Origin of the sequence: Hyphomicrobium zavarzinii ATCC 27496 (genome assembly GCF_000383415.1) — a bacterium.
Classification (GTDB): Bacteria; Pseudomonadota; Alphaproteobacteria; order Rhizobiales; family Hyphomicrobiaceae; genus Hyphomicrobium_C; species Hyphomicrobium_C zavarzinii.
On record NZ_KB911257.1, the window covers coordinates 270,758 to 295,608 of the forward strand.

Genomic DNA, 24,851 nt, shown 5'->3' on the forward strand with positions numbered 1-24,851 from the left:
GGCATGGTGCTCAAGACCCTCGGGCGGATGATCTGGATTCCGATCGCGTTCCTGCTCGCCGCCTGTGGGGCGATGTTCGTGCTGGTGACGCTCGGGCTCGAAACCATCACACACGCGGTTCACAACCTCGACGAGACGGATACGATCTCGGCCGCCTACGACGTGGTCTGGCAGGGCACCATCATCGCCTCGGGCGCAACCCTCATTCCCGCGCTGCTGGTGGTGATCGTGGGCGAAGTCGCGCGCATCCGCTCCTGGCTCTACTACATGGTGGGCGGGGGGCTGGCGCTCGCCATCATTCCGCTTCTGGCCCGCATCGATACCTCGGCCATGACGTACTCGCTGCCTGCACTCTGGCAGGTGTTCGCCACGGCCGGGTTCGCGGGCGGGCTGATCTACTGGCTCCTGGCCGGGCGCAACGCTTGAGCGCTTGATGCAACTCCCTTATTTTGGGTCCCCGTGAGTGGGGCGGGGCGAGACCGGAGTGGCCTGATGTTCGTCACGGTTGTCAGGATCATCCTGGGTTTCATCGCGGCCGTGCTGGTCGCGGGCGCCGTGCAGGTGCTGTTCGTCGCCGGATACGACGATCTCCTCAAAGGCAACTTCAGCGCGATCTCAGATCAACTCGAAGGCCTCGGGTTGCTGACGCTCCTTGCCGCCACCCAATCCGCTGTTTTCTCAGCCCCATTTGCGTTCCTTGCCGCCGCCATCGCTGCCTGGCAGCCGATCCGCTCCGGCCTTTTCTTCATAGCCGCCGGGATCCTGATCGCGCTTGCCGGGTTCTTTGCCCAGTATGCGGGCGAGGCGGGAAGCGCGACCATTCTCAACCGCTACGCGCTCGCCGCCTATGTCGCCTCCGGCTTTGCCGCGGGCCTCGTCTACTGGCTGGTGGCGGTGCCGCGCGCTCGTCCCGCCTCGGCCTAGGCTGCTTCGGGTCATCATCCTTTAGGTTAAATCCCGCATTATCAGTTGCCAGGGGGCCACCCGAGGCGTATTTTGTGCGCCGCACAATAATCAGAGGCGAAACAGGAAGGGGAGAGTGTGATGCATCACGTCGACACCGAACTCACCGCACGCTTCGCCAAGAGCTACACGACGGCGGCCTTTGGCTATGCGCGCGCGGCCTCTGCCGCTTACGCCGTTCTGGCCGACCAGACGCTCGATTTCTGGAGCCAGGCCACGAAGGGCACGCCGCGTAGCGACGCCTTCACACCGTCGAAGCCGTACCTGATCACCGGTCCACGCCCGTACCGGTCGGCGTACACGCCGGAAGCGGCTGCCGTGCCGGTTCCACTCGATTTCTTCCGCATTTCCGATGCCTGGGCCTCGTCGCCCATGTTCGCGCCCATGCGGGCCTGGTGGGGCCTGTTCCCGCTCGAGGGCAATCCGGCTTGCTGGCCCATGGCTTATGCCATGATGACGGCTGGCGTGCCCCGCTCGGTCGCGCTGCCTGCCGCCGAAGCCAACATGGCGGCCATCGACGCGGCGGAGGCCGCCTCCACCTCCATCGATCGCGCGTTTTCCAGCTATCGCTCCGAGAGCGGATTTGCGGTGGCGCAGGTCATCTCGCCCAAGGCGGTGCTCAGCGCGATGCTGCTCGCCCCGTTCGCCTCGTCGATGAAGCTTCCCTGGGCGTGACCGCCAAGACTGGCGACTAACATTCTAATTCAACACGTACTTCACGCTTCGGGACATGGAGCCCAAAGCGATCGTCGCGTTTGCGGCGATTGATCCGCCGGGGATCTATTCCGACTTCGCGGGCATCGGCACGGTCACCACGACGGCATTGCTGCCGCCCGGCATGACCGGCGAGATCGAGCCAAACGACGGCATCGGGGGATGCTCGTTGCTGCTGGTGGAGGCCGGCGGCTTCACGACGATGGGCGCCTTGGCGGTTTCCGCCTTCTTTTCCGGCTCCTTCGCGGGTTCCTCGGCGGGAGCAGCCGCGGCCTCCGTCTCGACCTTCGCGGGCTCCGCCTTCTTCCCGGCGGCCTTCTTTTCCACGACGGGCGGAGCTTCAGCCGGCGCGGTCTCGATCACGGCCGTCTTCTTCGTTTCTACCTTGGCCGCCGGGGGCTTGGCCGGGGCCTCCTCGTCCTCGATCCGGGTCACCGCCGCCTTCACGGCCGGAGCCGCGGGGGCTGTGGCCGGCGCAGGAGCCGCCGTCTTCTTAGGCTTGGTTGCGGCCTTATTGGCGCTTTTGGGCGGAGCCGGCGGACGCGCGACGCAGCGGGCCGGAACCGTGGTTCCGTCCTTGAGCGCGATGTCGGCTATCCAGGCACACGTCTTGAGATCCCGGCAGGAGGCCTCGAAAAGACCCGCACATTGGGCGGCAGCGGCCTCGGTGGCTGCGGGATCGGGATTGGCCGGCGCGGCTTCGGCCACCGGCGCTATCGGTTGATTGGCCCAGGGAAGGACCTCTTCAGCGGATGCGGAATAGGCGCCGACCACCCCGGTCAGCGCGATGCCCGCCACGATCTGCGCGGCCGTTTTCAGTTTCACAATCGTTCCCCCGAACGGCTGATGCCCCTTTTGGCTCTCTTCCGCCAGCTTAGGGCGTTTGACGCAAAAAAACACGGCGGGATGATGGAGATTTTCCCCTCCGTAGCATAAAGCATCGTCGCGGCTCGCAGATTAACTGTGGGAAGATGAGACGGAGTGCGCCTTGTAGGCCCGGGGCGGGGATTGTAAGGCAATCGCGCCCACGAGCCGGGGCATGCGGAGAATCGAGAAGGAAGAGGTCGGGACGATGAGCGCGAATGACGGAAAGCCGAACATCAAGAAAGTGGTGCTCGCGTACTCGGGTGGCCTCGACACCTCGATCATTCTCAAGTGGCTGCAGGAGACCTACGGCTGCGAGGTGGTGACGTTCACCGCCGACCTCGGTCAGGGCGAAGAGCTGGAGCCGGCCCGCAAGAAGGCTGAGATGCTCGGCATCAAAAAGGAAAACATCTTCATCGAGGACCTGCGCGAGGAGTTCGTTCGCGATTACGTGTTCCCGATGTTCCGCGCCAACGCGCTCTACGAGGGCATCTATCTGCTCGGCACGTCCATCGCGCGTCCGCTGATCGGCAAGAAGCAGATCGAGATCGCACGCAAAACCGGCGCCGATGCCGTCTGCCACGGCGCGACCGGCAAGGGCAACGACCAGGTGCGCTTCGAGCTCACCTATTACGCGCTCGAGCCCGGCATCAAGATCATCGCCCCCTGGCGCGAGTGGACCTTCAAGGGCCGCGAAGATCTGATCGAGTTCGCCCGCAAGAATCAGATTCCGGTGGCGAAGGACAAGGAAGGCGAGAGCCCGTTCTCGGTCGACGCGAACCTGCTGCACTCGTCCTCCGAGGGCAAGGTACTGGAAGATCCGGCCAAGAAAGCCCCGGAGATCGTGTACCAGCGCACCATCTCGCCCATGGACGCGCCCGACAAGGTCACCACGATCAAGATCGGCTTCGAGAAGGGCGATGCCGTCTCGCTCAACGGCAAGCGACTTTCGCCCGCGACGCTGCTCAAGGCGCTCAACGACCTCGGCCGTGACAATGGCATCGGCCGCATCGATCTCGTGGAGAACCGCTTCGTGGGCATGAAGAGCCGCGGCGTCTACGAGACGCCGGGCGGCACGATCCTGCTGCAGGCGCACCGCGCCATCGAGAGCCTGACGCTCGATCGCGGCGCGATGCATCTCAAGGACGAGTTGATGCCGCGCTATGCGGAGCTCGTCTACTTCGGCTTCTGGTTTTCGCCCGAGCGCGAGATGCTGCAGGCGCTGATCGACAAGAGCCAAGAGCATGTCGAGGGCGAGGTGACGCTCGAGCTCTACAAGGGCAACGTCATCGTCGTCGGCCGCGAGAGCCCGAAGTCGCTCTACTCGCCGACGCTCGTCACCTTCGAGGACGACAAGGGCGCCTACGACCAGAAGGACGCGCAGGGCTTCATCAAGCTCAACGCGCTACGTCTCCGCACGCTCGAGATGCGGAACCGGGGCAAGTAAGACGCGCGCGTCCGTTGCATGGAAACTCGAACGCCGGCCGTCTCGCGCGGCCGGCGTTTTGCTTTTTGGCGGCAGCGAACGCCAGTGTCGCACTCCGGCGTGTCACTCTTTTGGAGCGTCCGCTCAGCGCCGATACTGCGCCTCGCTGACCTGCTCCAGCCAGTCGACGGTCACGCCGTCCTTAGCTTCCTGAATGGCGATGTGAGTAAGCGCCGTCGTCGATGTGGCGCCGTGCCAGTGCTTCTCGCCAGGCGGAAACCAGACAATATCGCCGGTCCGGATCTCCTCCACAGGTCCGCCTTCCCGCTGCGCCCAGCCACAGCCCGCCGTGACGATCAGCGTCTGGCCGAGCGGATGCGTGTGCCAGGCGGTGCGGGCACCGGGCTCGAACGTGACGCTCGCTCCGGCAGCGCGTGCGGGCTCCGGCGCCTGGAACAACGGATCGATGCGGACGGCACCCGTGAAGTATTCCGCTGGTCCTTTGCGTGAAGGCTCGCTGCCACCTCGCTTGATGTCCATCGACGCAATCCTTCGCTCGTTTTCCGATCCTCAGTCTAGCGCATGTCTCGTTCGCCTCGAACCGTGCGCATGCGCGCTCAATCCGTCGACAGACGATAAAAATAGCCAGATCTCTCTCAATACGCGACGGATTTGCGCGTCACGCACGTTGTCAGACTAACAGGGCGTGGAACCCTGGTTCTCAGTCGCTCGTTACTACGCCGGATACCTAAAGGAGACTTCACTGTGAAAATTGCCGCGTTCGCACTTTCCGCCGCCTTACTTGGCGTTATGAGCCTCTCGCCCGCAAGCGCATTGCCATCGTCGCCGGCAGCCGGGACAGCCACCGCGCAAACTCCGAGCGTCGACATGATCGCTCACAAGCCCGGCCACCCGCCGAAGAAGTACTACGGGCCCAAGAAGTACTATGGCCCGAAGCATCAGTTCCGTCCGGGCGGCCGCTACTCTCATGCGCCGAAGGGCTGGCACCGCCACAGCAAGCGTCCCGCGTACTGGCAGACTCGCGGCTGCATCGCAGTCGGCCCGGTTTGGTTCTGCCCGTAACCGGATCATCACCGAGAATTTAGTCGTGCCGGGAGCCTCTGCTCCCGGCACGATTTTTTTGGACGCACCTTTGCTAGTTGAGCGGCCAAGCCAACATGATGAGCGGCGTGCCGATGAACAGCACCATCAGCGAGAGCGGAAGACCGAGCCGCCAGAAATCGCCGAAACGGTATCCACCCGGCCCCATCACCAAGAGATTGTTCTGGTGTCCGATGGGCGTGAGGAAATCGCACGCGCAGCCGAGGGCTACCGCCATCAGGAACGGGTCGGCGTTATAGCCGAGCGATTTGGCCACCACGCCGGCCACAGGGCCGAGCATGAGAACGGCCGCAGCGTTATTGAGGAACGGCGTGAGGATCATTGCCGACGCGAGCATCATGGCGAGTGCTGCGTATCCCGGAACGGCGGCGCCTAGAACTGCCATGTTGTGGCCGATCAAGTCCGTGACGCCGGTCGCCTGCAAGCTTTGCGCGATCGGGATCAGGGACGCGAGGAGAACGAGAACAGGCCCCTCGATGGCTTCGTAGGCATCCTTGAGAGAGATCTGCTTCAAGAGGATGACGGCGACGGCCGCGGCGAAGAAACCTACCGCCACCGTGACCGCCTTGAACGAGATCAGGATCATCGCGACGGCGAGCACAGCCAGCGAGACCAATCCCTGCGATGTCGTTCCAAGGCCGATGGCGCGATCGGCGAGGGGCAACAGACCTAGATCACCGATGGTCGATTGCAGGTTCTTTTCCCAGCCCTGGAGCACGACCACGTCGCCCACCTGGAACTCGTGCGTCTGGAGCCGCGCGGAGCGGCGCCTGCCGGCGCGGCTTACGGCGAGCGCGTTGACGTCGTAACGCTGGCGCAGCGCGAAGTTGCGCGGCGTGCGGCCGATCAGCGGCGAGTCCGCGCCGACCACCGCCTCGATGGTCGCCAGCTCGTCCTGCTCACCCTCCGTCTTCGCGAGCTCGCGGGCGTGCGCGAGATCGAGCTTCGCTTCGTCCACCAGATGCTTGAGGGCGGACGGCTCCGCCTGAACGGTTACGATGTCTCCCACATAGAGCGGCCAGTGCGGGCTCGGGATGTAATTGTGCCCGCCTTCGCGGATGACGGCAGCAACGACGACATCGCCCTCGGCCGCCTTTTCGAGATCGCCCACCGTTTTGCCCGCGAGCGGCGACTTCTCTCCAATAACGAGCTCGGTGGTGTAGTCCTCGATGGAGAAGCGTTCCTCGGCCGTGGGGGCGCCCTTGCGATCCTTCGGAAGGAGCCGCCACCCGAACGCCAGGAACACGACTGCGAGCACCGTGAGCGGGAGGCCGACCCAGGCGTAGTCGAAGAGGCGGAACGGCTCTCCGACGACATCCTGGCGGACCGTCGAAATGAGCAGGTTCGGAGAGGTGCCGATCTGGGTGATGGTTCCGCCGATGAGGGAGGCGAAGGCGAGGGGCATCAGATAGATCGAGGGCGATTGCTTGGACCGGCGTGCGACCTGGATGGCAATAGGCATGAAGATGCCGAGCGTGCCGACGTTCTTCACGAAGGCCGACAGGAGTGCGACGGCGGCGGCGAGAATGCCGATCTGAGCCGAGGGGGTGTCCACGTTCTTGAGCAGGCGCCGGGCGAGACGATCGAGGACGCCGGAGCGGGCGATGGCCTTGCTGACCACCAGCACAGCTGCGATGACGACGATCACCTGATCGGAGAAGCCGACGAAGGCCTTGTCCTGGGGGACGATGCCGGCCGCGATGGCTGCGAGCAGGGCCCCCAAGGCGACCACGTCGTAACGCCAGCGATCCCAGATGAAAAAGCCGAGCATGGTGACAACGATGGCGATGGCAGCCATCTGGTCGGCAGTCAGTCCGAACATTGAGCGAAGCCCCCTTCGAGCGCGTCGTTTTCGCAACCGGCCGTGACAGAGGGACAGGGGCGGCCCCGATTGCCCTTGAATTGCCGCCGTCTCCCCGTCACGGTTGAGCGTTCTTCTCATAACTCCCAAGTCAAGCAGAAGCTCCAAGCCACATGACCCGCTCCTCGCTCAACCGCACGCTGCGCCGGGCCTACTTCTGGCTGACCCTGGTGCTCGTGATCTCGCTTCTCTCGAAGTTTGCCGACCGCATTCCCTTCGTTGCGGGCACACCGGTCGAGGCGGCGGCGACCGACCTCTACGAGTATCTCAAGGACATGGCGCTCGTGTTCGTGACGGTGGTGGCCGCCTATCTCGCCAACGTGTTCCAGAAGCGCTCGAAGTTCGTGGAAAGCCTGGAGGAGGAGTGGCGGGGAATCGTGCGGACGAAGTCCACGCTCTACACCTATTGCGAGAAGCCCTACGTCTCGACCGACGACTACCTGGCCGCGTTCTGCCGCATTTCCGAGACCATCGACAACATGCGGATCGTCTATGCGAACGCGGGCGAGACGTCGTCGCTGATCGGCCTCTACCCCTATGCGCCGCTGCACGACATGCGCCGCGCACTCCAATCGATCGATCCCCGAAAGCGGCCGGACATTCCGCCCGAGGACCGGCGGCTGGCGCGCGACGCCATCATGCAATCGTTCTATGCGCTCCGTGAAACCATGCTCGAGGAGCTGGACCTCGACGAGCCGGCGCATCCGCTGCTCATCTCGGCCGGACGGCGCCTCAAGCAGCCGGGGGCGGCCCGATCCGCCCGCGTCCGGCAGGAGCGGCAGCGCAAGCGGCAGGATGCGCTGCCGACGGTGAAGCCCGAGGTGGATGCTTTCCTGGCGCAACTTTACGAGGCTGAGCAGGCGAGCCCGGCGCCCAACGGAGACGGTAAATCGCAGAGGGTCTGATGGCAGCCCCGGGCGCCGATGCCTCATTTTTCCTCGGGGAGGCGGATTCCCTGCCTGAAAACCCGTCAACTTTGGCTAGTTTTGAGGACTTTGGCCCAAAACACGCGCTAACACCTTTCCGATTGACGCGGGGCCCTTGCTGTCACTGGCGGTCAGACGCCGGGTATGCTACGTCCGCGCCAGATTTATTGCGGCGCACATATTTCTCCACTTAAAGTTGCGCCCACATCTCAGGACGCACATGGACATCCGCAACATCGCGATCATCGCGCACGTCGACCACGGCAAGACGACCCTCGTCGACGAGCTGCTGAAACAGTCCGGCTCGTTCCGCGAGAACCAGAAGATCGCCGAGCGCGCCATGGACTCAAACGATCTCGAGCGCGAGCGCGGGATCACCATTCTCGCGAAGTGCACGAGCGTGGTGTGGAAGGACACCCGCATCAACATCATTGATACGCCGGGCCACGCCGACTTCGGCGGCGAGGTGGAACGCATCCTCAACATGGTGGACGGCGTCGTGGTGCTGGTGGACGCCTCCGAAGGTCCGCTGCCGCAGACCAAGTTCGTCGTCTCGAAGGCGCTGAAGCGCGGCATCCGGCCGATTGTCGCCATCAACAAGATCGACCGCCCGGACGAGCGGCATCTCGACGTGCTGAACGAGATCTTCGATCTGTTCGCCAATCTCGACGCCACCGACGAGCAGCTCGACTTTCCGGTGCTCTACGGCTCCGGCCGCAACGGCTGGATGGCGCTCGATCCCGCAGGCCCGCGCGAAAATCTCGCGCCCATGTTCGATCTGATCGTGCGCCACGTTCCGCCGCCGACGGTCGAGCCCGGCCCGACGCGCATCCTCGCCACCACGCTCGAGGCCGACAATTTCCTCGGCCGTATTCTCACGGGGCGCATCTCCTCCGGCACGCTGAAGCCGAACCAGCCGCTCAAGGCGCTGGACCGCAACGGCAAGCTTCTCGAGACGTTCCGCGTCACCAAGGTTCTGGCATTCCGCGGCCTAGAGCGCGTCTCGGTGGAAGAAGCGCACGCGGGCGAGATCGTGGCGGTGGCCGGCATGAGCGAAGCGACCGTGGCAGATACGCTGTGCGATCCGTCCGTCGAGGAGCCGATCGCCGCGCAGCCGGTCGATCCGCCGACGCTCTCCATGACGTTCCGCATCAACGACGGGCCGTTCGCCGGACAGGAAGGCGACAAGGTGCAGAGCCGCGTGATCCGCGACCGGCTGTTCAAGGAAGCCGAGCGCAACATCGCGATCCGCGTGACGCCTTCGCTCGAAGGCGGCGACTCTTTCGACGTCGCCGGACGCGGCGAATTGCAGCTCGCCATTCTGCTCGAGAACATGCGCCGCGAGGGCTTCGAGCTCACGGTTTCGCGGCCGAAGGTGGTGTTCAAGATCGACGAAGCCACCGGCCAGAAGCTCGAGCCGATCGAGGAAGTCATCATCGACGTCGACGACGGGCATACGGGGATCATCGTGCAGAAGCTCTCCGAGCGCAAAGGCGAGCTGCGCGAAATGCGCCCCTCGGGCGGCGGACGCACGCGCATGGTGTTCTACGTGCCGACGCGCAGCCTGCTCGGCTATCAGGCGGAGCTCCTGTCGGATACGCGCGGCACGGCCGTGATGAACAAGCTGTTCCACGCCTACGAGCCGTTCCGCGGCGAGATCGCCGGCCGGCACACGGGTGTTCTGATCTCGAACTCGGATGGCGAAGCCGCCGCCTATGCGATCTTCAACCTGCAGGACCGCGGTCCGTTCTTCATCGGCGCACAGACGCGCGTCTACGTCGGCATGATCGTGGGCGAGCACACGCGCGACAACGACCTCGAAGTGAACGTTGTAAAGGGCAAGAAGCTCACCAACGTCCGCGCCTCCGGTAAGGACGACGCGGTGCTGCTCACGCCGCCGATCAAGCTCACGCTGGAGCGGGCCATGAGCTACATCACCGACGAGGAGCTCGTGGAAGTCACGCCGAAAACCATTCGTCTTCGCAAGCGCTGGCTCGATCCCAACGAGCGCAAGAAGCAGGAGCGGAAGCGGGAATCCGAACGCGAGGCTGTTGCGTAGACTCAATGACGACAGCATGCTCTCGCCATAAGGTAGTGGCGAATGCTGTTTGATACTTCTAATGGTGGTAAGGGCAGCGTACAGTATGTGAACCGAGCGCGTTAGCGCTCGTACTTGAAAGTGTGATTTTATTTATTGCAGCTTCAAGAGGGCTGCTCCCAGACGTGTTCGGACACCGACAGATGGGGATTTCACGTTGAAGAAATTGGACGCGTACATGGCGCGCGAGATTTTGGACAGCACGCACAACGCCTGGAGCCGGGGCGACGTCGAGGCTCTGCTGGCGCTCTATGCGGACGACCTTACCTATTGGTGCAATGCGGGATCTCTGGACGGTGTGCCTTACGTCATCGAAGGCAAGCAGGGGCTTCGGACGTTCCTGCGGTCGATCCTATCGGTCGCCGAGAGCGCGACGGCGACCGAGCACTTCCAGTTCGAGGAGGGCATCGGCCGCGCGAAGGTGGAAGCCTACATCCGCCATCGCCGCACCGGCCACGTGCTCTCGGGCTCGTATCGCCAGATCATCACGTTCCGCGGCCGCAAGATCATCAGGCTCGAAGAATACCATGACGCCGCCAAGATGGCGGCGTTCTGGCGAATGGTGACGAGCGAGGAAACCGCCGAAGGCCACAAGTAGAACGCCGCCGCGAACCACCCCCGCGCGCTTCCCGCCTCACGGAGCACGCATCCGCCCGCCTTTCTCGCGCAAAGCCGCAGGGGCACCTTCGAGAAACTTCGTCACCGTCAGCCCGACGAACTCATCGAGGTCCGGGCAGACCTTGATGCCGTAAACCCAGCGGCGAATGGCGAGGTAGAAGATCTCGCCGTGCAATCCCCACGACAGCTCCATCGCCTCGTCGCAGACTGCCTTCTCATCCCGCCGTCCTGCGAGCCTCAACAGCTCGACTGCAACCGGCGTGATGACCTTGCGCTTGATGAGGTTCAGATAGCGCTGGTTGATGTTCACGCCGGCGAGACCGGCGTAGACGAACGTGCGAACCCACTCCGGACGATCGATGGCATTGAGATAATCCCTGTAGAAGCGCACGAGACGCTCTGCGAGCGGCAAACCGTGCTCGTCGAGCAGCGCATCCCAAGCCGGGTCCCAGCGGCTGAGGAAGATGCGGTCGTAGACGCGATCGACCAAGGCTTCCTTCGTCGGGAAATAGCGGAACAAGAGGGCGTGCGAGATGCCGAGGCGGGCCGCGAGATCCCTCATGCTGCCGCCGAACCCGACCTCGGAAAAATAAAGGCTCGCGCCTTCGACGATCTCCTCCTCGCGCTGGCCGGGATCGAGACGCTTTCGCTTCGGCTTCGCAGTCTCGGCTTTTGCTTCGGACATGGCGCTCGCTCGCCTCAGGGGATCGTTGTTTCGTGCGGCGCACCGGACCAGCGTGTCCACGCCCGGATACACCCGGAGGGGAATAGGTGCGACTTGTTGACCAATTGGTCAACGGCAGTCTCGCATGCATTTTAGTGACCATATGGTCATTACGTCAAGCAGATGACCGCCGCATTGCCAAGGAGACCTCTCATGTCGAACACTCCGATCGTCGTCACGCTGCGCCTCACGCCTTCCGACCCCAAGGCGTTCGAATCCTTCCTCACGGAGATTCTTCCCGACACGCGCAAGGCGCGCGGCTGCCGCTTCAACAACACTTACACCGGCTCGAACCCCGGCGAGTTTCTGCTGATCCAGGAGTGGGATTCGGCCGAGGACCAGCAGGCCTACATGGCCTGGCGCGAGTCCACGGGCGTGCTGCAGAAGTTTCTCGGCCACCTCGCAAAGCCGGCCGAGGTGCAGGTCTGGACGGCGAACGCCGCGTAACTCGAGCTTCGATCCGATTTGCGGGCGGCAGTTGGCACGGCCGCCCGCAAGCAGCTCCTACTCGATCACGATCGTTGCCACGTAGTCCATGGTGCGGTTCACGTTGTCCGTGGGCAGCATCGAGTTCAGCAGATACGAGGTCGGTGAGTAATTTTCGGGCACAGCGCGATTGAAAGCGCTTCTGATCAGCTTGGCGCGCAGCCGTTGAACCACCGTGCCGCCACTGACGCCGAGATAGTAGTCTTTCAGCTTCTCGAATTTCGGCTGCATCGTCTCAGCCACCTTGCGGTGCCCCTCCGACATCTTCGAGAGTGCCTTCGGGTTCTCGACGAAAACCGACTCCAGCAGCGCCTTACGATCCGCTGCCGGGATCTTGAGACCGTCGATCACTGTGAGCGGCCCGTCTGCAAGCCCCACGACCGAGGTGCGGCCCGCACTCGTCACCGTGTTGCCCGCCGCGTCGAGTGGCTTCATCGGCGGCTTCACGCAGGAGGGGACACGGCTACCCTTGAAGTCGTCTGCGGTCTTGGCCGGATCGCAATCCTTCAAGGCCAGGAGCGACCAGGCAAACTCCGAACAGTAGAGATCGATCGTGCCTGCCGGGTTCTGCCCGAGCGCGATCTGCCCGACGTGTTTTACGAACTCGAGGGGCTTACCGGGCTTGTACTTCGGCGCGTTGTAGTCGTCGTTGAATTTGATCTGGCTCGGATAGACACGCTTGGCGTTGCTGTTGAAGCGCGTGGCCCAGGCTGTGATATTGGCGCGCTGCGTATCGGTGAGACCGCGCGGGCGCACGACGTGGAGGTAGCTCAAGGTCCTGTAGTGCTCGCTCGTCAGGTCCGCCGTCATTCCCTTCCCGAGGTACTCCTCGTTCAAGGGGTTGTCCAAATTGCGGACCTTGCCATCCTTGATGTAGGCGAGGCCGGTGTGGCTGATCCCCATTTGCACGTTCGGATAGGCGCCAGCCCCGCCCCATTCGGGCCGGAAAGTGAGCAGGAGGTCGCCCGTCTGGACGAGGCCGCTCTTGGCGAGGCGCGCGGCCATGCCGGAGCGCGGCGTCACAATGAGACGGAAACCGGCGTCGCTCCCCGTCTTGATGGCATCCGGGTGCTTGAAGTCGACGAGGATGTCGGTGGTGTTGAAGGCGTTCGGCAAGGGCGCCCGGGTGCTCGAGGGAAGTGTGAAATAGATCGGTATGTTGAGTTTCTTGGCCAGACGCTCGTTGGCTTTCTCGCTGAACGTGAAATCCTTGGCCGCCCACGCAGGCAAGGCTGTCAGCGCCAAGGCCATCGCCGAAACGAGCGAGGCGCTTGGGATCAATCTTCTGGACTTCGACATCGGCATTACGCTCCGCCCTTAGGTGTTTCGACTTCCTGAACAGTCCTTCCCCATCGCTGATCTAGCACGCCGCCCAGCGCTGCCAAACGTTCTCGCGCGGCCGCGCACTTCAGAAATTCATCCTGAAGCGGAGCATGGCGAGACGTTCGGCGAATTCTCGGGCGTCATCCCGGCGCAAATGCGGATTTTGCCTTGCAATCTGGGCTCCGGGCACGAAAACTCCTGGCTCAAATCGGCCAGGAGGAACATGGAACACGACATTTCGCTGATCGCCACAATTTCGATGGGCCTCGTGCTCGCCTTCATCGGAGGGTTCGCCGCCCAGTCGCTGCGTCTGCCGCCCCTGGTCGGCTATCTTCTCGCTGGCGTTGCACTGGGGCCGTTCACTCCCGGGTTCGTCGGAGACGCGCACATCGCAAGCCAGCTTGCCGAAATTGGCGTCATGCTGCTCATGTTCGGTGTCGGCCTCCATTTCTCAATCAACGATCTTCTCGCCGTTCGGGGCATTGCCCTGCCGGGCGCCGTGGTTCAGATCGCAGCTGCAACGGGGTGCGGCCTAGGGCTCGCCCTGCTGTGGGGCTGGAGCGTGGGAGCCGGCCTCGTGTTCGGCCTCGCCCTCTCGGTTGCAAGCACGGTGGTGCTGCTCCGGGCGCTGGAGCAGCGCAATGCGCTCGACTCGCTCAACGGGCAGATCGCCGTCGGCTGGCTGATCGTCGAAGACCTGGCCATGGTGCTGGCGCTCGTGCTGCTGCCGGCTCTTGCCGGTGCGTTCGGCGCTGAGGGTAGCGCCCGCGGCGTTGCCAGCCATTTCTCCGGCGGCAGCATCGGCATGACGCTGCTTCTCACGCTCGGCAAGGTGGCCATTTTCACAGCGCTGGTGTTCGTGGTGGGCACGCGCGCGGTGCCTTGGGTGCTGCAGCTCGTCGCCCGTACCGGCTCGCGCGAACTCTTCACGCTCGCCGTGCTCGCCATCGCGCTTGGCATCGCCTACGGGTCGGCGGAGCTGTTCGGCGTCTCCTTCGCGCTCGGTGCGTTCTTTGCAGGCGTCGTACTCAGCGAATCCGATTTCAGCCACAAGGCCGCCGCCGACTCGCTGCCGCTCCAGGACGCGTTCGCGGTGCTCTTCTTCGTGTCGGTCGGCATGCTGTTCGATCCGAGCATTCTCGTGCGGGAGCCGCTGGCCGTTATTGCAACGGTGTTGTTGATCGTATTCGGCAAGTCGCTCGCGGCGTTCGCGATCGTGCTGGCACGCGGCTATCCGATCAACACGGCGCTCACGGTTTCGGCGAGCCTCGCGCAGATCGGCGAGTTCTCGTTCATTCTCGCGGGACTCGGCGTGACGCTCGGGATGCTGCCTGCGGAAGGGCGCGACCTGATCCTCGCGGGTGCGATCCTCTCGATCACCCTCAACCCGCTGGTGTTCGCCACGGTGGATCCGCTGACCGCTTGGTTTCGCGCACGGCCGCGCCTGCTCGCGCTTCTCGAACGGCCAAGCCAGTTCGAGACCGTGCCGGAGAAGTCAGAGGGCTCCGGCTTCAAGAACCACGCCATCATCATCGGCTACGGCCGCGTGGGCAGCGCCATCGGCGAGGTGCTCAAGGCCCAGAACCTCGACTTCGTCGTCATCGACGAGGACCGGCGCCGGGTCGAGGATCTGCGCAAGAAGGGCATCGCCGCCGTCTATGGCGATGCGACGGCGGCGGGCGTGATGGAGGCTGCCGGGATCGACTCGGCCAAGCTGCTCATCCTCGCCATTCCGCCGAGCTACCAGAAGCGCCAGATCCTCGAGCTCGCGCGTGCCGCCAATCCGGGGATCGACACCGCAGTGCGCACCCATCGCGCCTCGGAGCTTGCTTATCTCAAGGAGCAGGGCATCGGCATCGCCATCATGGGAACGCGGGAGGTGGCGCTCGGGCTTCTGGGCTACGCGCTCACCAGCCTCGGTCTTTCCGCCGAGAGGGCGGAGGCGGTGGTGCAGGACGCCCGCCTTTCCGGCGATGGCGCCGCTTTCGAGCCGCCGGCGGAGGTGGAAATCCCCGAGGCGACGCCCGAGCTCAGGGAGCACCGCGAGACGGACGACGCACCCTAGCGCGCCGTCGCGCCAGAGACGTTCATAACGGGCGTGGCCGTTTGGCTACGCCCGTTTGCTTTCCGGCACCCGGGCAGACGGCCATGCCCCGGGTAGACGCTTCCCACCGTCCCGCAACCTCTTTAGGATCGCCCGCGCAGTGGAGACGGGTTCGGGGAGTACGGGCATGACGCAAGCGGCAGCGATCGGGGCGGACGCTGTTCCCGAGACCAAGCACGAGCGAACGGTCTACGCCGCAAGCGGGGGACGCAAGACGTTCTTCTCCTTCGTGTTCCTCATCCTGCTGCCGTTTTTTGCCAGCTTACCCGCCATGATGTACATGCGGCTCAAGCATGGGCTGTTTTTCGACGCGATCGGCCTCGGCATCATGGCGACCGCCTTCACGATCCTCATGTTCCTGGTTTTCGTGGAGCTTCTGTTCTCGCTGCGCACGCGCATCGAGCTCGGCGAGACGTCGGTGAAGATGACGCTGCCCACGGGGCGCGGGCCGACGCCGATGCTGTTCTACAAGAGCTACGAGATCCCCTACGATCAGGTGCACACGGTCGAGACCCGGCGCGAGATCTATGGCGGGTCTCTGGTGCCGATGTTGCTCAAGGGCGCGCGGATCATCACCAAGGACGAAAAGTCCATTCCCATCGGCTACGTCAGCGAAGCCAACGTGGACCCGTGCTTCCCCTATACGGAGATCGCCAAGAAGATCGCGGACCGGGCCCGGCTTCCGCTGATCGACCGGGGCAACGTGCGCCGCTCGTTCCGCCGCAAGTTCTTCGGCATCAAGGGCAGCCGGGTGAACGAGGTCGATCTGGTGGACGAAGCGCAGATCGCCGATCTCAACAAATCGCACCACAACGTGGTGATGGGGCTTGTCGGCGCGCTGGTGGTGCTGATCGTGATCGGTATCGTGGACGACTTCGCGAGCGAGACGCCGATCGGGCAGACGGCCTCGGCCGCGCTCCCCACCGCGAGCAAGCTGGCCCCCACAGCGACTGCTCCGGCGAAAACCCAGAAAAAGTAAGCGGCAGCCTTCGGGTTAGGGCGCTCGGACCGCGTCACGGCAGGCTCATGCCGCCACGTGGCTCGTTTGGCCTGCCCGCGCCGTTAATTGACGAAGATCCTGACGCTCCTGCGGCGCCTCCCGGCGTAACCGCTGAGCAGCGCGAGGGCGCCAAAGGTCAAAAACGTGGGGACGTCCAGGATCGGGCCGAGCAGGCCGTTCCACAACCATGGCGCGACGGCCGAGACCGCCTTCTTGGCCGCCGCGAAAGAACTGGGGCTCAGCTCCTGCCAGTGCTCGTCCAGCGAGGTGGCGTGGAAGCCCCCAGAGCCATAGACCGGCGGCGTGGCATCGACGACGAGCGCGACGGTGGCAACCAGAAGAAAGACGGCGGCGAGAAAGCGGAAAACGGCCATTTGCAGCTCATGCCTCGGGCGCGGGTATCGGCGGCAGCCGGACGAGCCCCGAAACTCGCGGGACCTCCAGCCGCCTCCTATCTAACATGCGGGAGGGAAAAAGAAGATGGGTCGCACCGGTTGGCGTGTTGCCTCCCAGACGGTTCTGAGTATAGTGCGCCGCTTCAGGCCCGTTCGGTCCCAATTTCTGGGTTTTCCGGCTTTCGGTCCTGTCCCCTCGCCTGTTCCGGGCAGGGTGTATCTGCGGAGAGATGGCCGAGTGGTTGAAGGCGCACGCCTGGAACGCGTGTAGGCGGGCAACCGTCTCGTGGGTTCGAATCCCACTCTCTCCGCCAACCCCACGTCCACCAGCGTCCATTGCGGTTCGCAGATAGGGCTGTTTCCCTAGCAAAATCAGCGGCAATTTGTACGCGGCAGTTCGCCAACATCCGTTGGCATCCGGAAAATTTGATGGTATTCCCGTTGGTGTCGCGTATCGAAATACCAACATCGACGGGAGCCTTTCATGCCCCTCACCGATACGGCGATCCGCAACGCCAAGCCACGCAGCGAGCCGTTTAAGATTTCGGACGGTGGCGGCCTGCATCTCCTAGTTCAGCCGAACGGCTCTCGCCTTTGGCGCCTCGCCTACAGGTTCGCCAGCAAGCAGAAGACCCTCTCGCTCGGCAGCTATCCGACAGTCTCGCTCGCCAAGGCGCGAGATGTGCGCGAGAGCGCGAAACGCCTGCTTGCCGACGGGATCGATCCCAGCGCGCAGAAGAGGCGCGACAAACTCGCTGCGCGCGCGGCAGGTGATGCCACGTTCAAGGCCCTCGCGCTCGAATATCTCGACAACCGCCGCCACACTCTGACGCCGCTCTATGCCGATCAGCTCCTGCGTCGGCTGGAAGCTGACGTTTTTCCGTATCTGGGGACGCGGCCGATCACCGAGATTGACGCACCCGAGCTCCTCGACGTGCTTCGCAGGATCGAAAAGCGCGGCGTGCTGGAGCAGGCGCGCCGGCTCCGGCAGAGCATTGGCCAAGTGTTCCGCTACGCCATGATCACGGGCCGCGCGAAGCACGACCCGTCGACCGCTCTCAAAGGAGCTCTGAAACCCAAGGGCCGGCAGAAGCATCACACGCCGATGCCTCGCGACGAGTTGCCCGGGTTCCTGCGCGGGCTCGACGCCTACGATGGCGATCCGCGCACGGCGCTCGCGTTGCGCCTCATCGTGCTGACCATGGTCCGCACGACCGAGTTGCGGGCTGCCCGCTGGGAGGAGTTCGAGCACCTTGACGGCCGCGAGCCGCTGTGGCGCATCCCGGCGGAGCGGATGAAGGCCCGGTTCGAGCACCTCGTGCCGCTATCGAACCAGGCGGTTGCCGCGCTCGCGGAACTCCGCGCGCTGCCTGGGGCAAAGACGAATGGTTTCCTGTTTCCCTCGCCATCGCGCGAGGGCTGCATGTCCAACAATACTATGCTGTTCGCGCTCTACCGCATGGGCTGGCACGGCCGCGCGACGGTGCACGGGTTCCGCGGAGTCTCTTCGACGATCCTCAACGAGATGGGCTTCCCGCCTGACTGGATCGAGCGGCAGCTTGCCCATGACGAGCGTGATGACGTGCGCGGTGCTTACAATTCCGCGCAGTACCTTCCCGGTCGCCGCCAGATGTTGCAGCGCTGGGCAGACTGGCTTGCTGAGGTGAAGGCATCTGGCAAGGTGATAGTTCTCGCTCGGGAGGCCGCTGCATGACTAGACCCGATTGGATGATCCTTCTCAACAGCGTTGAAAATCCGCTGACGGACAACGATCGTGCGGTAGCAATCGCAGATGTGCTCGACGCTGGTAATCCCTCGGTGCTGTTTTGTCAGATGCTGTCGGGAATGATTAGGCCTCGCGGAAAAAACTCGACTGGGTATTGCCTAGAATTGCGCCGCAAGCACAATGGCCGCCCCAGATCTCAACTTGGGCCAATTGGCAGCGAGATGGAGCGGCTTGTTGACCGGGAAGGCAAGACGGTCGATGTCGCCGTGGCAGAAATTCAGCAGCGGTTCGGAGTGAGGGGCAACAGCAAGCGCAAGTGCGAGACATCCTTGAAGTTAGCGCGCGAGTTCACGCAGCTTGAGCGGCTTCTCGATGAACCTGTGCCCAAAGCGCCCAAGTAGCTACGCAAGAAACTATTTTGTTTTCTGCGGTCGCATTTCGTTGAGCCTTAGCGCGAACGTTTACATCGTCCGACCCGAACCTAAGTCGTTCGCGGAGGGCCGATGACGTCAGCGACAGAAATTGCACCCGATAATACCGAGAGGATTGCTTACCGGCCAAAGGAGGCCTGTAAAGCGGCGGGCGTGGGAAAAACGTGCCTCTACGAGGCTCTCAAGAGCGGAGCGCTAAGGTCAAGACTCATGGGGCGCAAACGCCTCATCATGCGCGATGACCTGCAGGCGTGGCTCAAGGGGGTGTCGGCATGATGGCACTCTGCAAAGTCCGTCCCATGAAGCGAGCGGCCGGCGGCAAATCCGTCCCATCATCTGATTGGACGAAGCCCGCAAAAAGGGTGAGATCGGATGACGATCTCAACAACGGCCGTCCCATAACCGCAGGTGGACCGTCCAAACGCACCCTTGGGACCGTCCTGAGATCTCTGTTCACCCGGCCTGCCTCTATCGAGGTATCAAAGGCATGCGAGCAGCGGCAGCCGGCCGACACACGCCGATGGACGTTTGAATGGCCCACTGAGGTCTTGGTCCGACGTGCCACCTTGCCGCTCGACCAGTTCGCTGCTTGGCTGCGTGAACACGGCCGCCGCGAACTTACGCGCCGTCAGCTCGTTTCCCAATATTGGGAGTGGATCGAGCTCACCGAAACTCGACCCGCCTCCTGGCCTGCATTTGATCGCTCATTGCGAAACGCGGGTATCCAGAAGGTGCGCCTCACGCGCGGCACGCGGGAGTATCGGTATCGCCTCGCGCCGGCACGGCCGAAGCTCGTTGCCAGCACCGAAGCGCGCGACCAAGCGATGGGGGATCGTCGCAGCGTCGCCTGACATGTACGCATTTCGCGATTTTCTACGCATATCGACCCGGATATGTCTGCCGGGCGCACATGAAAAAGGCACCCCGGAGCGTCGCTCCGAGGTGCCTTCGGAAATTGTCTGAGCCTGCCAACTCAGTGTCGCCGTTGCGTTCGAGTTCTCAATCCCCATCGAGAAGCGGAAGCACGTCGTCTTGCGCAGCGGTAAATTTATTCGCCGTTCGCGTCAAGCGCCGCCTGCTCCAATGCAGGGAAGCGAATGTTTAAACAGATCGGCGACATCGAGCAGCGCACGCGCGACAACTTTCCGGACGGGATATTTGCACGGCTTCCGAATGCGGTTGCGCTCGATAAGAGCCTCGCTGCCGACGGGCTCGTTTACGTGGCTGCCCGGCTCACTTGGGCAGATCAAAAGGGGCGGTTCAGAGCATCCGACGCCTTACTGAAGCAAATTGGAATGGGCCGCGAGCGAGCGCGAAAGGCCAGGTCCATTGCCAAGGCATGTCGCTATCTCCTGCGATACCAGCCACACAATCCTGCCCGTGGCGAGAAAGCCGCGGTGGCCGTCGAACGGCTAACGCTGCCGATGATCGGGGGCGAACAGGGATATCGACTCGTATGGCGATCTTGGTTCGATGCGGCGGGCTTAGATATCACTTCCAGACCCAAGCTACCCGCAATTGATCGCATCAAAGCGCTTGCCGCTATCCTGTACATGAACGCGATGGGCCGGCGTGTATTCGCCAGAGAACTCGCCACGCGCTTCGGATGGTCCCGGCCCACTGCCGCGGCCGTTTTGGCCGCCCTGGGTCACGCTGGCATCGTCGACAGACACGAGCAGCGCGACGCGCGTGGCCGCATCTCGAGTGTCCGCTATTCCACTGTCAAAAAACTGGGCGACGGATTTCTGGGCGACGGAAACGCGGGTGACATACGTAAGAGACTTACCTACGAAGCTCCTTCGGAGCAATTCCCTTACGAAGGTTCCATATCCTACCAAGAGTCTGCATCGCGGCGCGATGCGCCGACACCGCATGAGGAGAAGGGTGAAGACGGGATCGGCGAGATTGTCGATGATCTGCGGAGGCGAGACCTAAATCGTGTCGTAGCATCGCCGGTTTGGCGGGACCGGGGAGGCATAAAGCATCTCGTAGATGTGCACGGCGCATCCGCCGTGATCGAGATCGTCAAATCCCGCCTGATCGACGCGATGATCGATGGCCGCCGACGTGGATCGATCCGCTCCTGGCGCTATTTCATCGGCGCGCTGGAAGACCACGCGACGCGGTGTGACCTGATGCGGCGCGGCGAGAGGCCGGGCGACGTGTTGGGTGCGCACCGCCGCGCGCCATCGATGAAGATGGACTTCGACATGGCCTAATCGCATCGGTTCCAGAATTGCGAGTTGATTTCCCGCCAGTCAAACTCAGAAGGGACAACATGAACGAGCACCACGCATCGCAGGCCGCCGACCCTTGCGCTTTTACGACGGACTTTGCTGACAGCGAATACCGTTTTCGACTCAACATCGTTGGGCTTGAGGAGCTCGAAGAGAAGTGCGGTGTTGGCATGGGCGCGATCTACATGCGGCTACACAGCCCCAACTACACGCTTTCCGACGTGAGGGAGACGATCCGTCTCGGGCTCGTCGGCGGCGGCCTGCGGCCGGAACGCGCACTAACTCTGGTCAAGCGCTACGTTGACGAACGCCCGATCGACGAAAGCTGGCTGCTCGCGCGAACGATCATCGGTGCAACCATGCACGGTGTTTTCACCGATCCGGCGACGGCGCCCGTTCTGGCGGCAGATGCCGAACCGGAGGAGGTGCCGGATGGTCCAGCTACACATTCGGTACTCTCCTCGGTGGGGAAATCTCGATTCGGCGCAAGGCAGCAGCCATGAGCAAGATCAAGGGCGTCCGTGAGCTGAACCTGAAGCTGGGCAAGATCGGCCCGGCGGTGATCGCAGAGATCCGGCGCTCGCTTCGCCGCGGCTCGCAGAAGATCCAGAACACGGCAGCCTCCGGCATCATGGAAAGCGGATCGAAAAACAATCCAGGCCCATCGAAGCCTGGTGAATATCCAGCAGGCAAATCAGCCGGCGGCTTGGCTAGCGGGATCACGAGCGTGGAAGCGTCCTCGCCCGGCGTGGTGCGCTTTGTGAACGGTGCTACTGCGCCCTACGCAGAGCACCTCGAGTTCGGAACATCCAAGATGGCGCCGCGACCGTTCATGGCTCCGTCATTTGATAGGCATGTCGACGCCATCAAGACCGACATTCGTGCCGCTGTTAAGCGCGGCATCCGCAAGGGGGCATCACGCTAGGAGCCAACATGGATCTCGAAAAACTCAACGTCGTGCTTGAACTTCAGCATCAAAAGTTCCTGAACAACCTGACGCAAGCTCAAGTGCAGACCTCTCGGCAGCTATCCGCAATCGAGAAGCGCTTTGCTGCGACGACGGCGCATGTCCGTCAGAGCTCAACGGCGATGGGCGCCGCGCTTGGCGGAATCGGTGCCTATGTTGGCGTTCGAGCGGTCACGGAATATGCCAACTCGTGGACCCGGCTGACCCGCTCGATCGATTCCGGGGGACGCGTCTTCGGCATCGCTCTGAAGCCAGCCGAGGAGCTGAACGAGCTTGCGAACGATGCCCGCATCGATGCCGAAGCCTACACCAAGACGTACATTCGCACGGCGGCGGCGATCCGAGACTATGGATATGACAGTGACGTCGCTGCGAAGATCACTTCGACGCTGGCGAAGGCTCTCAAGCTAGGATCCGCCTCGGCGTCCGAACAGGCTTCCACTATCCTGCAGTTCTCGCAGGCCCTGCAGAAGGGCAAGCTGGACGGCGACGAATTCCGCACCGTCATGGAGAACGCAGGCGTCATTCAGGAGCTACTCGCGGAGCGCCTCGGCGTGACCAAGGGCGAGATTGTCAAGATGGCCGCTGAGGGCAAGCTCCAGATTCGAGATCTCGCAGGAGCGATGCTCGACGGTGGTGCAAAAATCGAGCGCATCTTTCGACAGATGCCGGCGACAGTCGACGAAGCGTTTGTCGTGCTTCGAAACAATGTCGTCCAGTTTATCGGACACGCTGATCAGGCCACTGGTGCAAGCCAAGCGCTCGCGGACGGCATCGTCAAGATCTCGAAGAACCTGGACATCCTTGCCGTGGCGGTGGGTGCCGTTCTAGGCTCGGCCACCTTGCGGATGTCGGCTTTTGCCGCCGCAACGGTTGCTGCCGCAAATCCGCTTACACTCCTTGCCGCGGCCGTCGGTGCCCTGACCGTTGCATACGGTGTATTCGGCGAGGAGGTAAAAGTCACCGACGATGGTGTCGTAAGCCTCAAGGATGCGCTCACCGCTTTCGCGAAGGTTGCTGGAGAAGACGCCAACGTTGCGATCTCGAACATCACAAAGTCATTAGAGACCAGCCGCAAGGAGATATCGGCTAATAAGTCAGCTTGGTCTGAGTTTTCAGACCACGTGACAAAAAAAGCGAGCGAAATCGAGAGAGCTTTCAAGCTGTCGCTGCAGTTCCTGACGCAGACCGCCTCCCAGGGGATTCGCGACGGCATGGGCCTCGGGCCAGATCGCTGGGAGCATGAAGCCCGTATGATCTCGGCGCAGCGCAGTCTCGCGCAGCGAAACTATGGCGCCGGGCTGGGCAACTACCTCGATGGCAAGCTCAACTATACGCCGAAGCCGCTAGGCGATGCGAAAAGTGACTCTAAGAAGAGCCAGTATGAGCGTGAGGTCGACGCGATCAAAAAACGCACGGCCGCGCTCCAAGCCGAATTGCAGGTGATCGACGCCACCACCTATTCACGGGAGCGCTCGAAGGCTGCGGCCGAACTCCAGCACGCTCTGACCCTGACCGCCGCCAAGGAGGGCCGGAAGATCACGAGCGAGGAGCAGGAAGCCGTCGGAAAGCTGGCGGACGCCTACGCCAAGGCGGCCGTCCAGATCGAGTTCCTGCAGAAGCTTCAGGACACGCGGCAAGAGAACGAGGATCTCGAGCATGAGATCGCTCTGACCGGTCTTTACGGAGAGGCGCTTGAGAAGGCTCGCAAGGAGCAGGAGTTGCTCATTGCCGCCAAGCGCGCTGGCATCGAGCTCACGTCCGAGCAGAAAGAGGAAATCAATCGTCTCGCGGACCAGAACGCACGCCTGCAGGAAACGCAGAAGCTGATCTCCGACGTGCGGGACCAGTCGCGCGACGCCCTGAAGGGTTTCATCACGGACCTGCGGGACGGTGCAAGCGCCACGGAAGCCCTCGGAAACGCTCTGACACGGATGTCCGACAAGCTGATCGATATGGCAGTCAACGGCCTCGTTGAGGCGGCGCTGGGACCGCTGTTCAAGGGCGGGCCGAATAGCGCGATCGGAAACCTATTGGGCCTCAGCGGTGGCGACGTCGGCTTGGGATCGTGGGCACCGTTCGCCGACGGCGGTTACACCGGGCCAGGCGGCAAAAATCAGCCCGCCGGCGTCGTCCACAAGGGCGAGGTGGTCTGGTCGCAGGATGACGTGGCGCGGGCAGGGGGTGTCGCCGCCGTAGAGGCGATGCGCCGTGGCATGCCTGGCTATGCGTCGGGCGGTCCTGTGGCAATTCCGACGATCAACGTTCCGAACGTGCCGACCGCAGTCACGCCCGTCAGGGGAGGCGGCGCTGGGCCTGTCGTGATGAACGTGACCATCAACGCACCGAACGCGACGCCGGCCGGCGTCGACGCGCTCAACAACACCACGTTGCCGCAGCTCAAGAAGCTGATCAACCATGTCGTAGATGAGAAGTTCGTCCGGCAAGAGCGCTATCGCCGGCCGGGCGTCATCTAGGGAGGGTGCGAGATGGCGAACGTCTTTCCGGAATCCGTTGCCTTTGCGGCGCTCTCCTTATCGCAAGAGCTCTGTATCACGATGTTGCGCAAGGGCCTCCTGACCCACGGCGACGTCGACGAGATATTCGCGAAGGCGGTTGAAGCGCAATCATCCATTGCCTCTCCCATCAACGATGGCGCAGCCGCTCTTCTCAAGGATCTTCAGCAGGCTATCGAATGGGAATGGCCTCGGGGGGCGCCTGGCGCATGAACAAGCCCATCCCGAAATCGGGGACGTCTCCCAATCCACCTGAATGGGACGTCCCGCCTCTGGCGCCATCGCCACCCTGGATGGTCATGCCCAAGTTGAGCCGCTGGGAGCGCGTGGCGCTCTCGTTCCTCTCGAAA

Annotated in this window: 26 protein-coding genes and 1 tRNA gene; 21 read left to right on the forward strand and 6 right to left on the reverse strand. The window is 63.1% G+C overall.

Annotated elements, in window-relative coordinates; translation table 11 throughout:
• The first annotated feature begins 3 nt into the window (after window positions 1–3).
• The 3 genes from F812_RS0109180 (at window position 4) to F812_RS0109190 (ending at window position 1,638) form a co-directional block, all read left to right on the forward strand.
• Window positions 4–426, forward strand: coding sequence for a hypothetical protein (locus F812_RS0109180; protein ID WP_020085677.1), 423 nt, complete (start codon window positions 4–6; stop codon window positions 424–426).
• 66 nt (window positions 427–492) lie between these two features.
• Complete coding sequence (locus F812_RS0109185) at window positions 493–924, forward strand: hypothetical protein (protein WP_020085678.1); 432 nt, start codon at window positions 493–495, stop codon at window positions 922–924.
• 120 nt (window positions 925–1,044) lie between these two features.
• The gene (locus F812_RS0109190) at window positions 1,045–1,638 is read left to right on the forward strand and encodes a hypothetical protein (RefSeq protein WP_020085679.1); all 594 of its coding nucleotides are present in this window, start codon (window positions 1,045–1,047) and stop codon (window positions 1,636–1,638) included.
• A gap of 105 nt (window positions 1,639–1,743) precedes the next feature.
• Here F812_RS0109190 and F812_RS25405 read toward each other — a convergent pair whose 3' ends face one another.
• Window positions 1,744–2,502: a hypothetical protein gene (locus tag F812_RS25405; RefSeq protein WP_156827340.1), complete on the reverse strand. Its 759-nt coding sequence runs from the start codon at window positions 2,500–2,502 to the stop codon at window positions 1,744–1,746.
• A gap of 214 nt (window positions 2,503–2,716) precedes the next feature.
• On the opposite strand from F812_RS25405, the gene F812_RS0109200 reads away from it, so the two are divergent.
• On the forward strand, window positions 2,717–3,988 hold the full coding sequence (locus F812_RS0109200; protein WP_020085681.1) for an argininosuccinate synthase: 1,272 nt from the start codon (window positions 2,717–2,719) through the stop codon (window positions 3,986–3,988).
• Window positions 3,989–4,111: 123 nt separating this feature from the next.
• Here the strand turns inward: F812_RS0109200 and F812_RS0109205 are convergent, their stop codons facing one another.
• Window positions 4,112–4,507 carry a (R)-mandelonitrile lyase gene (locus F812_RS0109205; RefSeq protein ID WP_020085682.1) on the reverse strand — a complete coding sequence of 132 codons (396 nt, stop codon included), beginning with the start codon at window positions 4,505–4,507 and terminating at the stop codon, window positions 4,112–4,114.
• Between the two features lie 348 nt (window positions 4,508–4,855).
• On the opposite strand from F812_RS0109205, the gene F812_RS23300 reads away from it, so the two are divergent.
• Window positions 4,856–5,050: a hypothetical protein gene (locus F812_RS23300; RefSeq protein ID WP_020085683.1), complete on the forward strand. Its 195-nt coding sequence runs from the start codon at window positions 4,856–4,858 to the stop codon at window positions 5,048–5,050.
• Between the two features lie 73 nt (window positions 5,051–5,123).
• Here the strand turns inward: F812_RS23300 and F812_RS0109215 are convergent, their stop codons facing one another.
• On the reverse strand, window positions 5,124–6,911 hold the full coding sequence (locus F812_RS0109215; protein ID WP_020085684.1) for an SLC13 family permease: 1,788 nt from the start codon (window positions 6,909–6,911) through the stop codon (window positions 5,124–5,126).
• A gap of 152 nt (window positions 6,912–7,063) precedes the next feature.
• Here F812_RS0109215 and F812_RS0109220 point away from each other — a divergent pair, with 152 nt between their 5' ends.
• The 3 genes from F812_RS0109220 (at window position 7,064) to F812_RS0109230 (ending at window position 10,572) form a co-directional block, all read left to right on the forward strand.
• Window positions 7,064–7,855: a hypothetical protein gene (locus F812_RS0109220; RefSeq protein WP_020085685.1), complete on the forward strand. Its 792-nt coding sequence runs from the start codon at window positions 7,064–7,066 to the stop codon at window positions 7,853–7,855.
• A gap of 241 nt (window positions 7,856–8,096) precedes the next feature.
• The gene (gene typA, locus F812_RS0109225) at window positions 8,097–9,935 is read left to right on the forward strand and encodes a translational GTPase TypA (RefSeq protein WP_020085686.1); all 1,839 of its coding nucleotides are present in this window, start codon (window positions 8,097–8,099) and stop codon (window positions 9,933–9,935) included.
• A 196-nt stretch (window positions 9,936–10,131) separates the two neighbouring features.
• Entirely contained in the window at window positions 10,132–10,572 is a 441-nt protein-coding gene (locus F812_RS0109230; protein WP_198011167.1) for a nuclear transport factor 2 family protein, read from the forward strand.
• A 36-nt stretch (window positions 10,573–10,608) separates the two neighbouring features.
• On the opposite strand, the gene F812_RS0109235 is transcribed toward F812_RS0109230, so the two are convergent.
• The gene (locus tag F812_RS0109235) at window positions 10,609–11,277 is read right to left on the reverse strand and encodes a TetR/AcrR family transcriptional regulator (protein ID WP_020085688.1); all 669 of its coding nucleotides are present in this window, start codon (window positions 11,275–11,277) and stop codon (window positions 10,609–10,611) included.
• A gap of 192 nt (window positions 11,278–11,469) precedes the next feature.
• Between F812_RS0109235 and F812_RS23305 the strand changes: the two genes are divergently transcribed.
• Window positions 11,470–11,763: a putative quinol monooxygenase gene (locus tag F812_RS23305; protein WP_020085689.1), complete on the forward strand. Its 294-nt coding sequence runs from the start codon at window positions 11,470–11,472 to the stop codon at window positions 11,761–11,763.
• Between the two features lie 57 nt (window positions 11,764–11,820).
• On the opposite strand, the gene F812_RS0109245 is transcribed toward F812_RS23305, so the two are convergent.
• Complete coding sequence (locus tag F812_RS0109245) at window positions 11,821–13,101, reverse strand: hypothetical protein (RefSeq protein WP_156827341.1); 1,281 nt, start codon at window positions 13,099–13,101, stop codon at window positions 11,821–11,823.
• 247 nt (window positions 13,102–13,348) lie between these two features.
• Between F812_RS0109245 and F812_RS0109250 the strand changes: the two genes are divergently transcribed.
• Complete coding sequence (locus tag F812_RS0109250) at window positions 13,349–15,190, forward strand: cation:proton antiporter domain-containing protein (RefSeq protein WP_020085691.1); 1,842 nt, start codon at window positions 13,349–13,351, stop codon at window positions 15,188–15,190.
• 166 nt (window positions 15,191–15,356) lie between these two features.
• Window positions 15,357–16,208, forward strand: coding sequence for a hypothetical protein (locus tag F812_RS0109255; protein ID WP_020085692.1), 852 nt, complete (start codon window positions 15,357–15,359; stop codon window positions 16,206–16,208).
• An 83-nt stretch (window positions 16,209–16,291) separates the two neighbouring features.
• On the opposite strand, the gene F812_RS23310 is transcribed toward F812_RS0109255, so the two are convergent.
• On the reverse strand, window positions 16,292–16,603 hold the full coding sequence (locus F812_RS23310; RefSeq protein WP_020085693.1) for a hypothetical protein: 312 nt from the start codon (window positions 16,601–16,603) through the stop codon (window positions 16,292–16,294).
• A gap of 245 nt (window positions 16,604–16,848) precedes the next feature.
• On the opposite strand from F812_RS23310, the gene F812_RS0109265 reads away from it, so the two are divergent.
• From F812_RS0109265 to F812_RS0109310, 10 genes are all read left to right on the forward strand, one after another.
• A tRNA-Ser gene (locus F812_RS0109265) sits at window positions 16,849–16,938 on the forward strand.
• A 170-nt stretch (window positions 16,939–17,108) separates the two neighbouring features.
• Window positions 17,109–18,338, forward strand: coding sequence for a tyrosine-type recombinase/integrase (locus F812_RS0109270; protein ID WP_020085694.1), 1,230 nt, complete (start codon window positions 17,109–17,111; stop codon window positions 18,336–18,338).
• Entirely contained in the window at window positions 18,335–18,751 is a 417-nt protein-coding gene (locus tag F812_RS26490) for a hypothetical protein (protein WP_156827342.1), read from the forward strand. Before F812_RS0109270 ends, F812_RS26490 begins: the two co-directional genes overlap by 4 nt.
• 102 nt (window positions 18,752–18,853) lie before the next feature.
• Window positions 18,854–19,057, forward strand: coding sequence for an excisionase family DNA-binding protein (locus tag F812_RS27270; protein ID WP_020085696.1), 204 nt, complete (start codon window positions 18,854–18,856; stop codon window positions 19,055–19,057).
• 290 nt (window positions 19,058–19,347) lie between these two features.
• Window positions 19,348–19,632: a hypothetical protein gene (locus F812_RS0109285; RefSeq protein WP_020085697.1), complete on the forward strand. Its 285-nt coding sequence runs from the start codon at window positions 19,348–19,350 to the stop codon at window positions 19,630–19,632.
• A gap of 246 nt (window positions 19,633–19,878) precedes the next feature.
• Window positions 19,879–21,000 (forward strand): hypothetical protein, encoded by a 1,122-nt coding sequence (locus tag F812_RS0109290; RefSeq protein ID WP_020085698.1) that lies wholly within the window; start codon window positions 19,879–19,881, stop codon window positions 20,998–21,000.
• A 59-nt stretch (window positions 21,001–21,059) separates the two neighbouring features.
• A complete protein-coding gene (locus tag F812_RS23315) occupies window positions 21,060–21,521 on the forward strand; it encodes a gene transfer agent family protein (protein WP_020085699.1) in 462 nt (153 codons plus the stop codon).
• The gene (locus F812_RS25410; protein WP_020085700.1) at window positions 21,518–21,943 is read left to right on the forward strand and encodes an HK97-gp10 family putative phage morphogenesis protein; all 426 of its coding nucleotides are present in this window, start codon (window positions 21,518–21,520) and stop codon (window positions 21,941–21,943) included. Before F812_RS23315 ends, F812_RS25410 begins: the two co-directional genes overlap by 4 nt.
• Window positions 21,944–21,951: 8 nt before the next feature.
• Window positions 21,952–24,462, forward strand: coding sequence for a tape measure protein (locus F812_RS25415; RefSeq protein ID WP_020085701.1), 2,511 nt, complete (start codon window positions 21,952–21,954; stop codon window positions 24,460–24,462).
• A 12-nt stretch (window positions 24,463–24,474) separates the two neighbouring features.
• The gene (locus F812_RS0109310) at window positions 24,475–24,714 is read left to right on the forward strand and encodes a hypothetical protein (RefSeq protein WP_020085702.1); all 240 of its coding nucleotides are present in this window, start codon (window positions 24,475–24,477) and stop codon (window positions 24,712–24,714) included.
• The last annotated feature ends 137 nt before the right edge of the window (window positions 24,715–24,851 follow it).

Coding starts and splice junctions, on each gene's coding strand:
- F812_RS0109180 (WP_020085677.1), top strand. CDS start 4: ATGGTGCTCAAGACCCTCGGGCGGATGATCTGGATTCCGATCGCGTTC.
- F812_RS0109185 (WP_020085678.1), top strand. CDS start 493: ATGTTCGTCACGGTTGTCAGGATCATCCTGGGTTTCATCGCGGCCGTG.
- F812_RS0109190 (WP_020085679.1), top strand. CDS start 1,045: ATGCATCACGTCGACACCGAACTCACCGCACGCTTCGCCAAGAGCTAC.
- F812_RS0109200 (WP_020085681.1), top strand. CDS start 2,717: ATGCGGAGAATCGAGAAGGAAGAGGTCGGGACGATGAGCGCGAATGAC.
- F812_RS0109205 (WP_020085682.1), bottom strand. CDS start 4,507: ATGGACATCAAGCGAGGTGGCAGCGAGCCTTCACGCAAAGGACCAGCG.
- F812_RS23300 (WP_020085683.1), top strand. CDS start 4,856: ATGATCGCTCACAAGCCCGGCCACCCGCCGAAGAAGTACTACGGGCCC.
- F812_RS0109215 (WP_020085684.1), bottom strand. CDS start 6,911: ATGTTCGGACTGACTGCCGACCAGATGGCTGCCATCGCCATCGTTGTC.
- F812_RS0109220 (WP_020085685.1), top strand. CDS start 7,064: ATGACCCGCTCCTCGCTCAACCGCACGCTGCGCCGGGCCTACTTCTGG.
- typA (WP_020085686.1), top strand. CDS start 8,097: ATGGACATCCGCAACATCGCGATCATCGCGCACGTCGACCACGGCAAG.
- F812_RS0109235 (WP_020085688.1), bottom strand. CDS start 11,277: ATGTCCGAAGCAAAAGCCGAGACTGCGAAGCCGAAGCGAAAGCGTCTC.
- F812_RS23305 (WP_020085689.1), top strand. CDS start 11,470: ATGTCGAACACTCCGATCGTCGTCACGCTGCGCCTCACGCCTTCCGAC.
- F812_RS0109245 (WP_156827341.1), bottom strand. CDS start 13,101: ATGTCGAAGTCCAGAAGATTGATCCCAAGCGCCTCGCTCGTTTCGGCG.
- F812_RS0109250 (WP_020085691.1), top strand. CDS start 13,349: ATGGAACACGACATTTCGCTGATCGCCACAATTTCGATGGGCCTCGTG.
- F812_RS0109255 (WP_020085692.1), top strand. CDS start 15,357: ATGACGCAAGCGGCAGCGATCGGGGCGGACGCTGTTCCCGAGACCAAG.
- F812_RS23310 (WP_020085693.1), bottom strand. CDS start 16,603: ATGGCCGTTTTCCGCTTTCTCGCCGCCGTCTTTCTTCTGGTTGCCACC.
- F812_RS0109270 (WP_020085694.1), top strand. CDS start 17,109: ATGCCCCTCACCGATACGGCGATCCGCAACGCCAAGCCACGCAGCGAG.
- F812_RS26490 (WP_156827342.1), top strand. CDS start 18,335: ATGACTAGACCCGATTGGATGATCCTTCTCAACAGCGTTGAAAATCCG.
- F812_RS27270 (WP_020085696.1), top strand. CDS start 18,854: ATGACGTCAGCGACAGAAATTGCACCCGATAATACCGAGAGGATTGCT.
- F812_RS0109290 (WP_020085698.1), top strand. CDS start 19,879: ATGTTTAAACAGATCGGCGACATCGAGCAGCGCACGCGCGACAACTTT.
- F812_RS23315 (WP_020085699.1), top strand. CDS start 21,060: ATGAACGAGCACCACGCATCGCAGGCCGCCGACCCTTGCGCTTTTACG.
- F812_RS25410 (WP_020085700.1), top strand. CDS start 21,518: ATGAGCAAGATCAAGGGCGTCCGTGAGCTGAACCTGAAGCTGGGCAAG.
- F812_RS25415 (WP_020085701.1), top strand. CDS start 21,952: ATGGATCTCGAAAAACTCAACGTCGTGCTTGAACTTCAGCATCAAAAG.
- F812_RS0109310 (WP_020085702.1), top strand. CDS start 24,475: ATGGCGAACGTCTTTCCGGAATCCGTTGCCTTTGCGGCGCTCTCCTTA.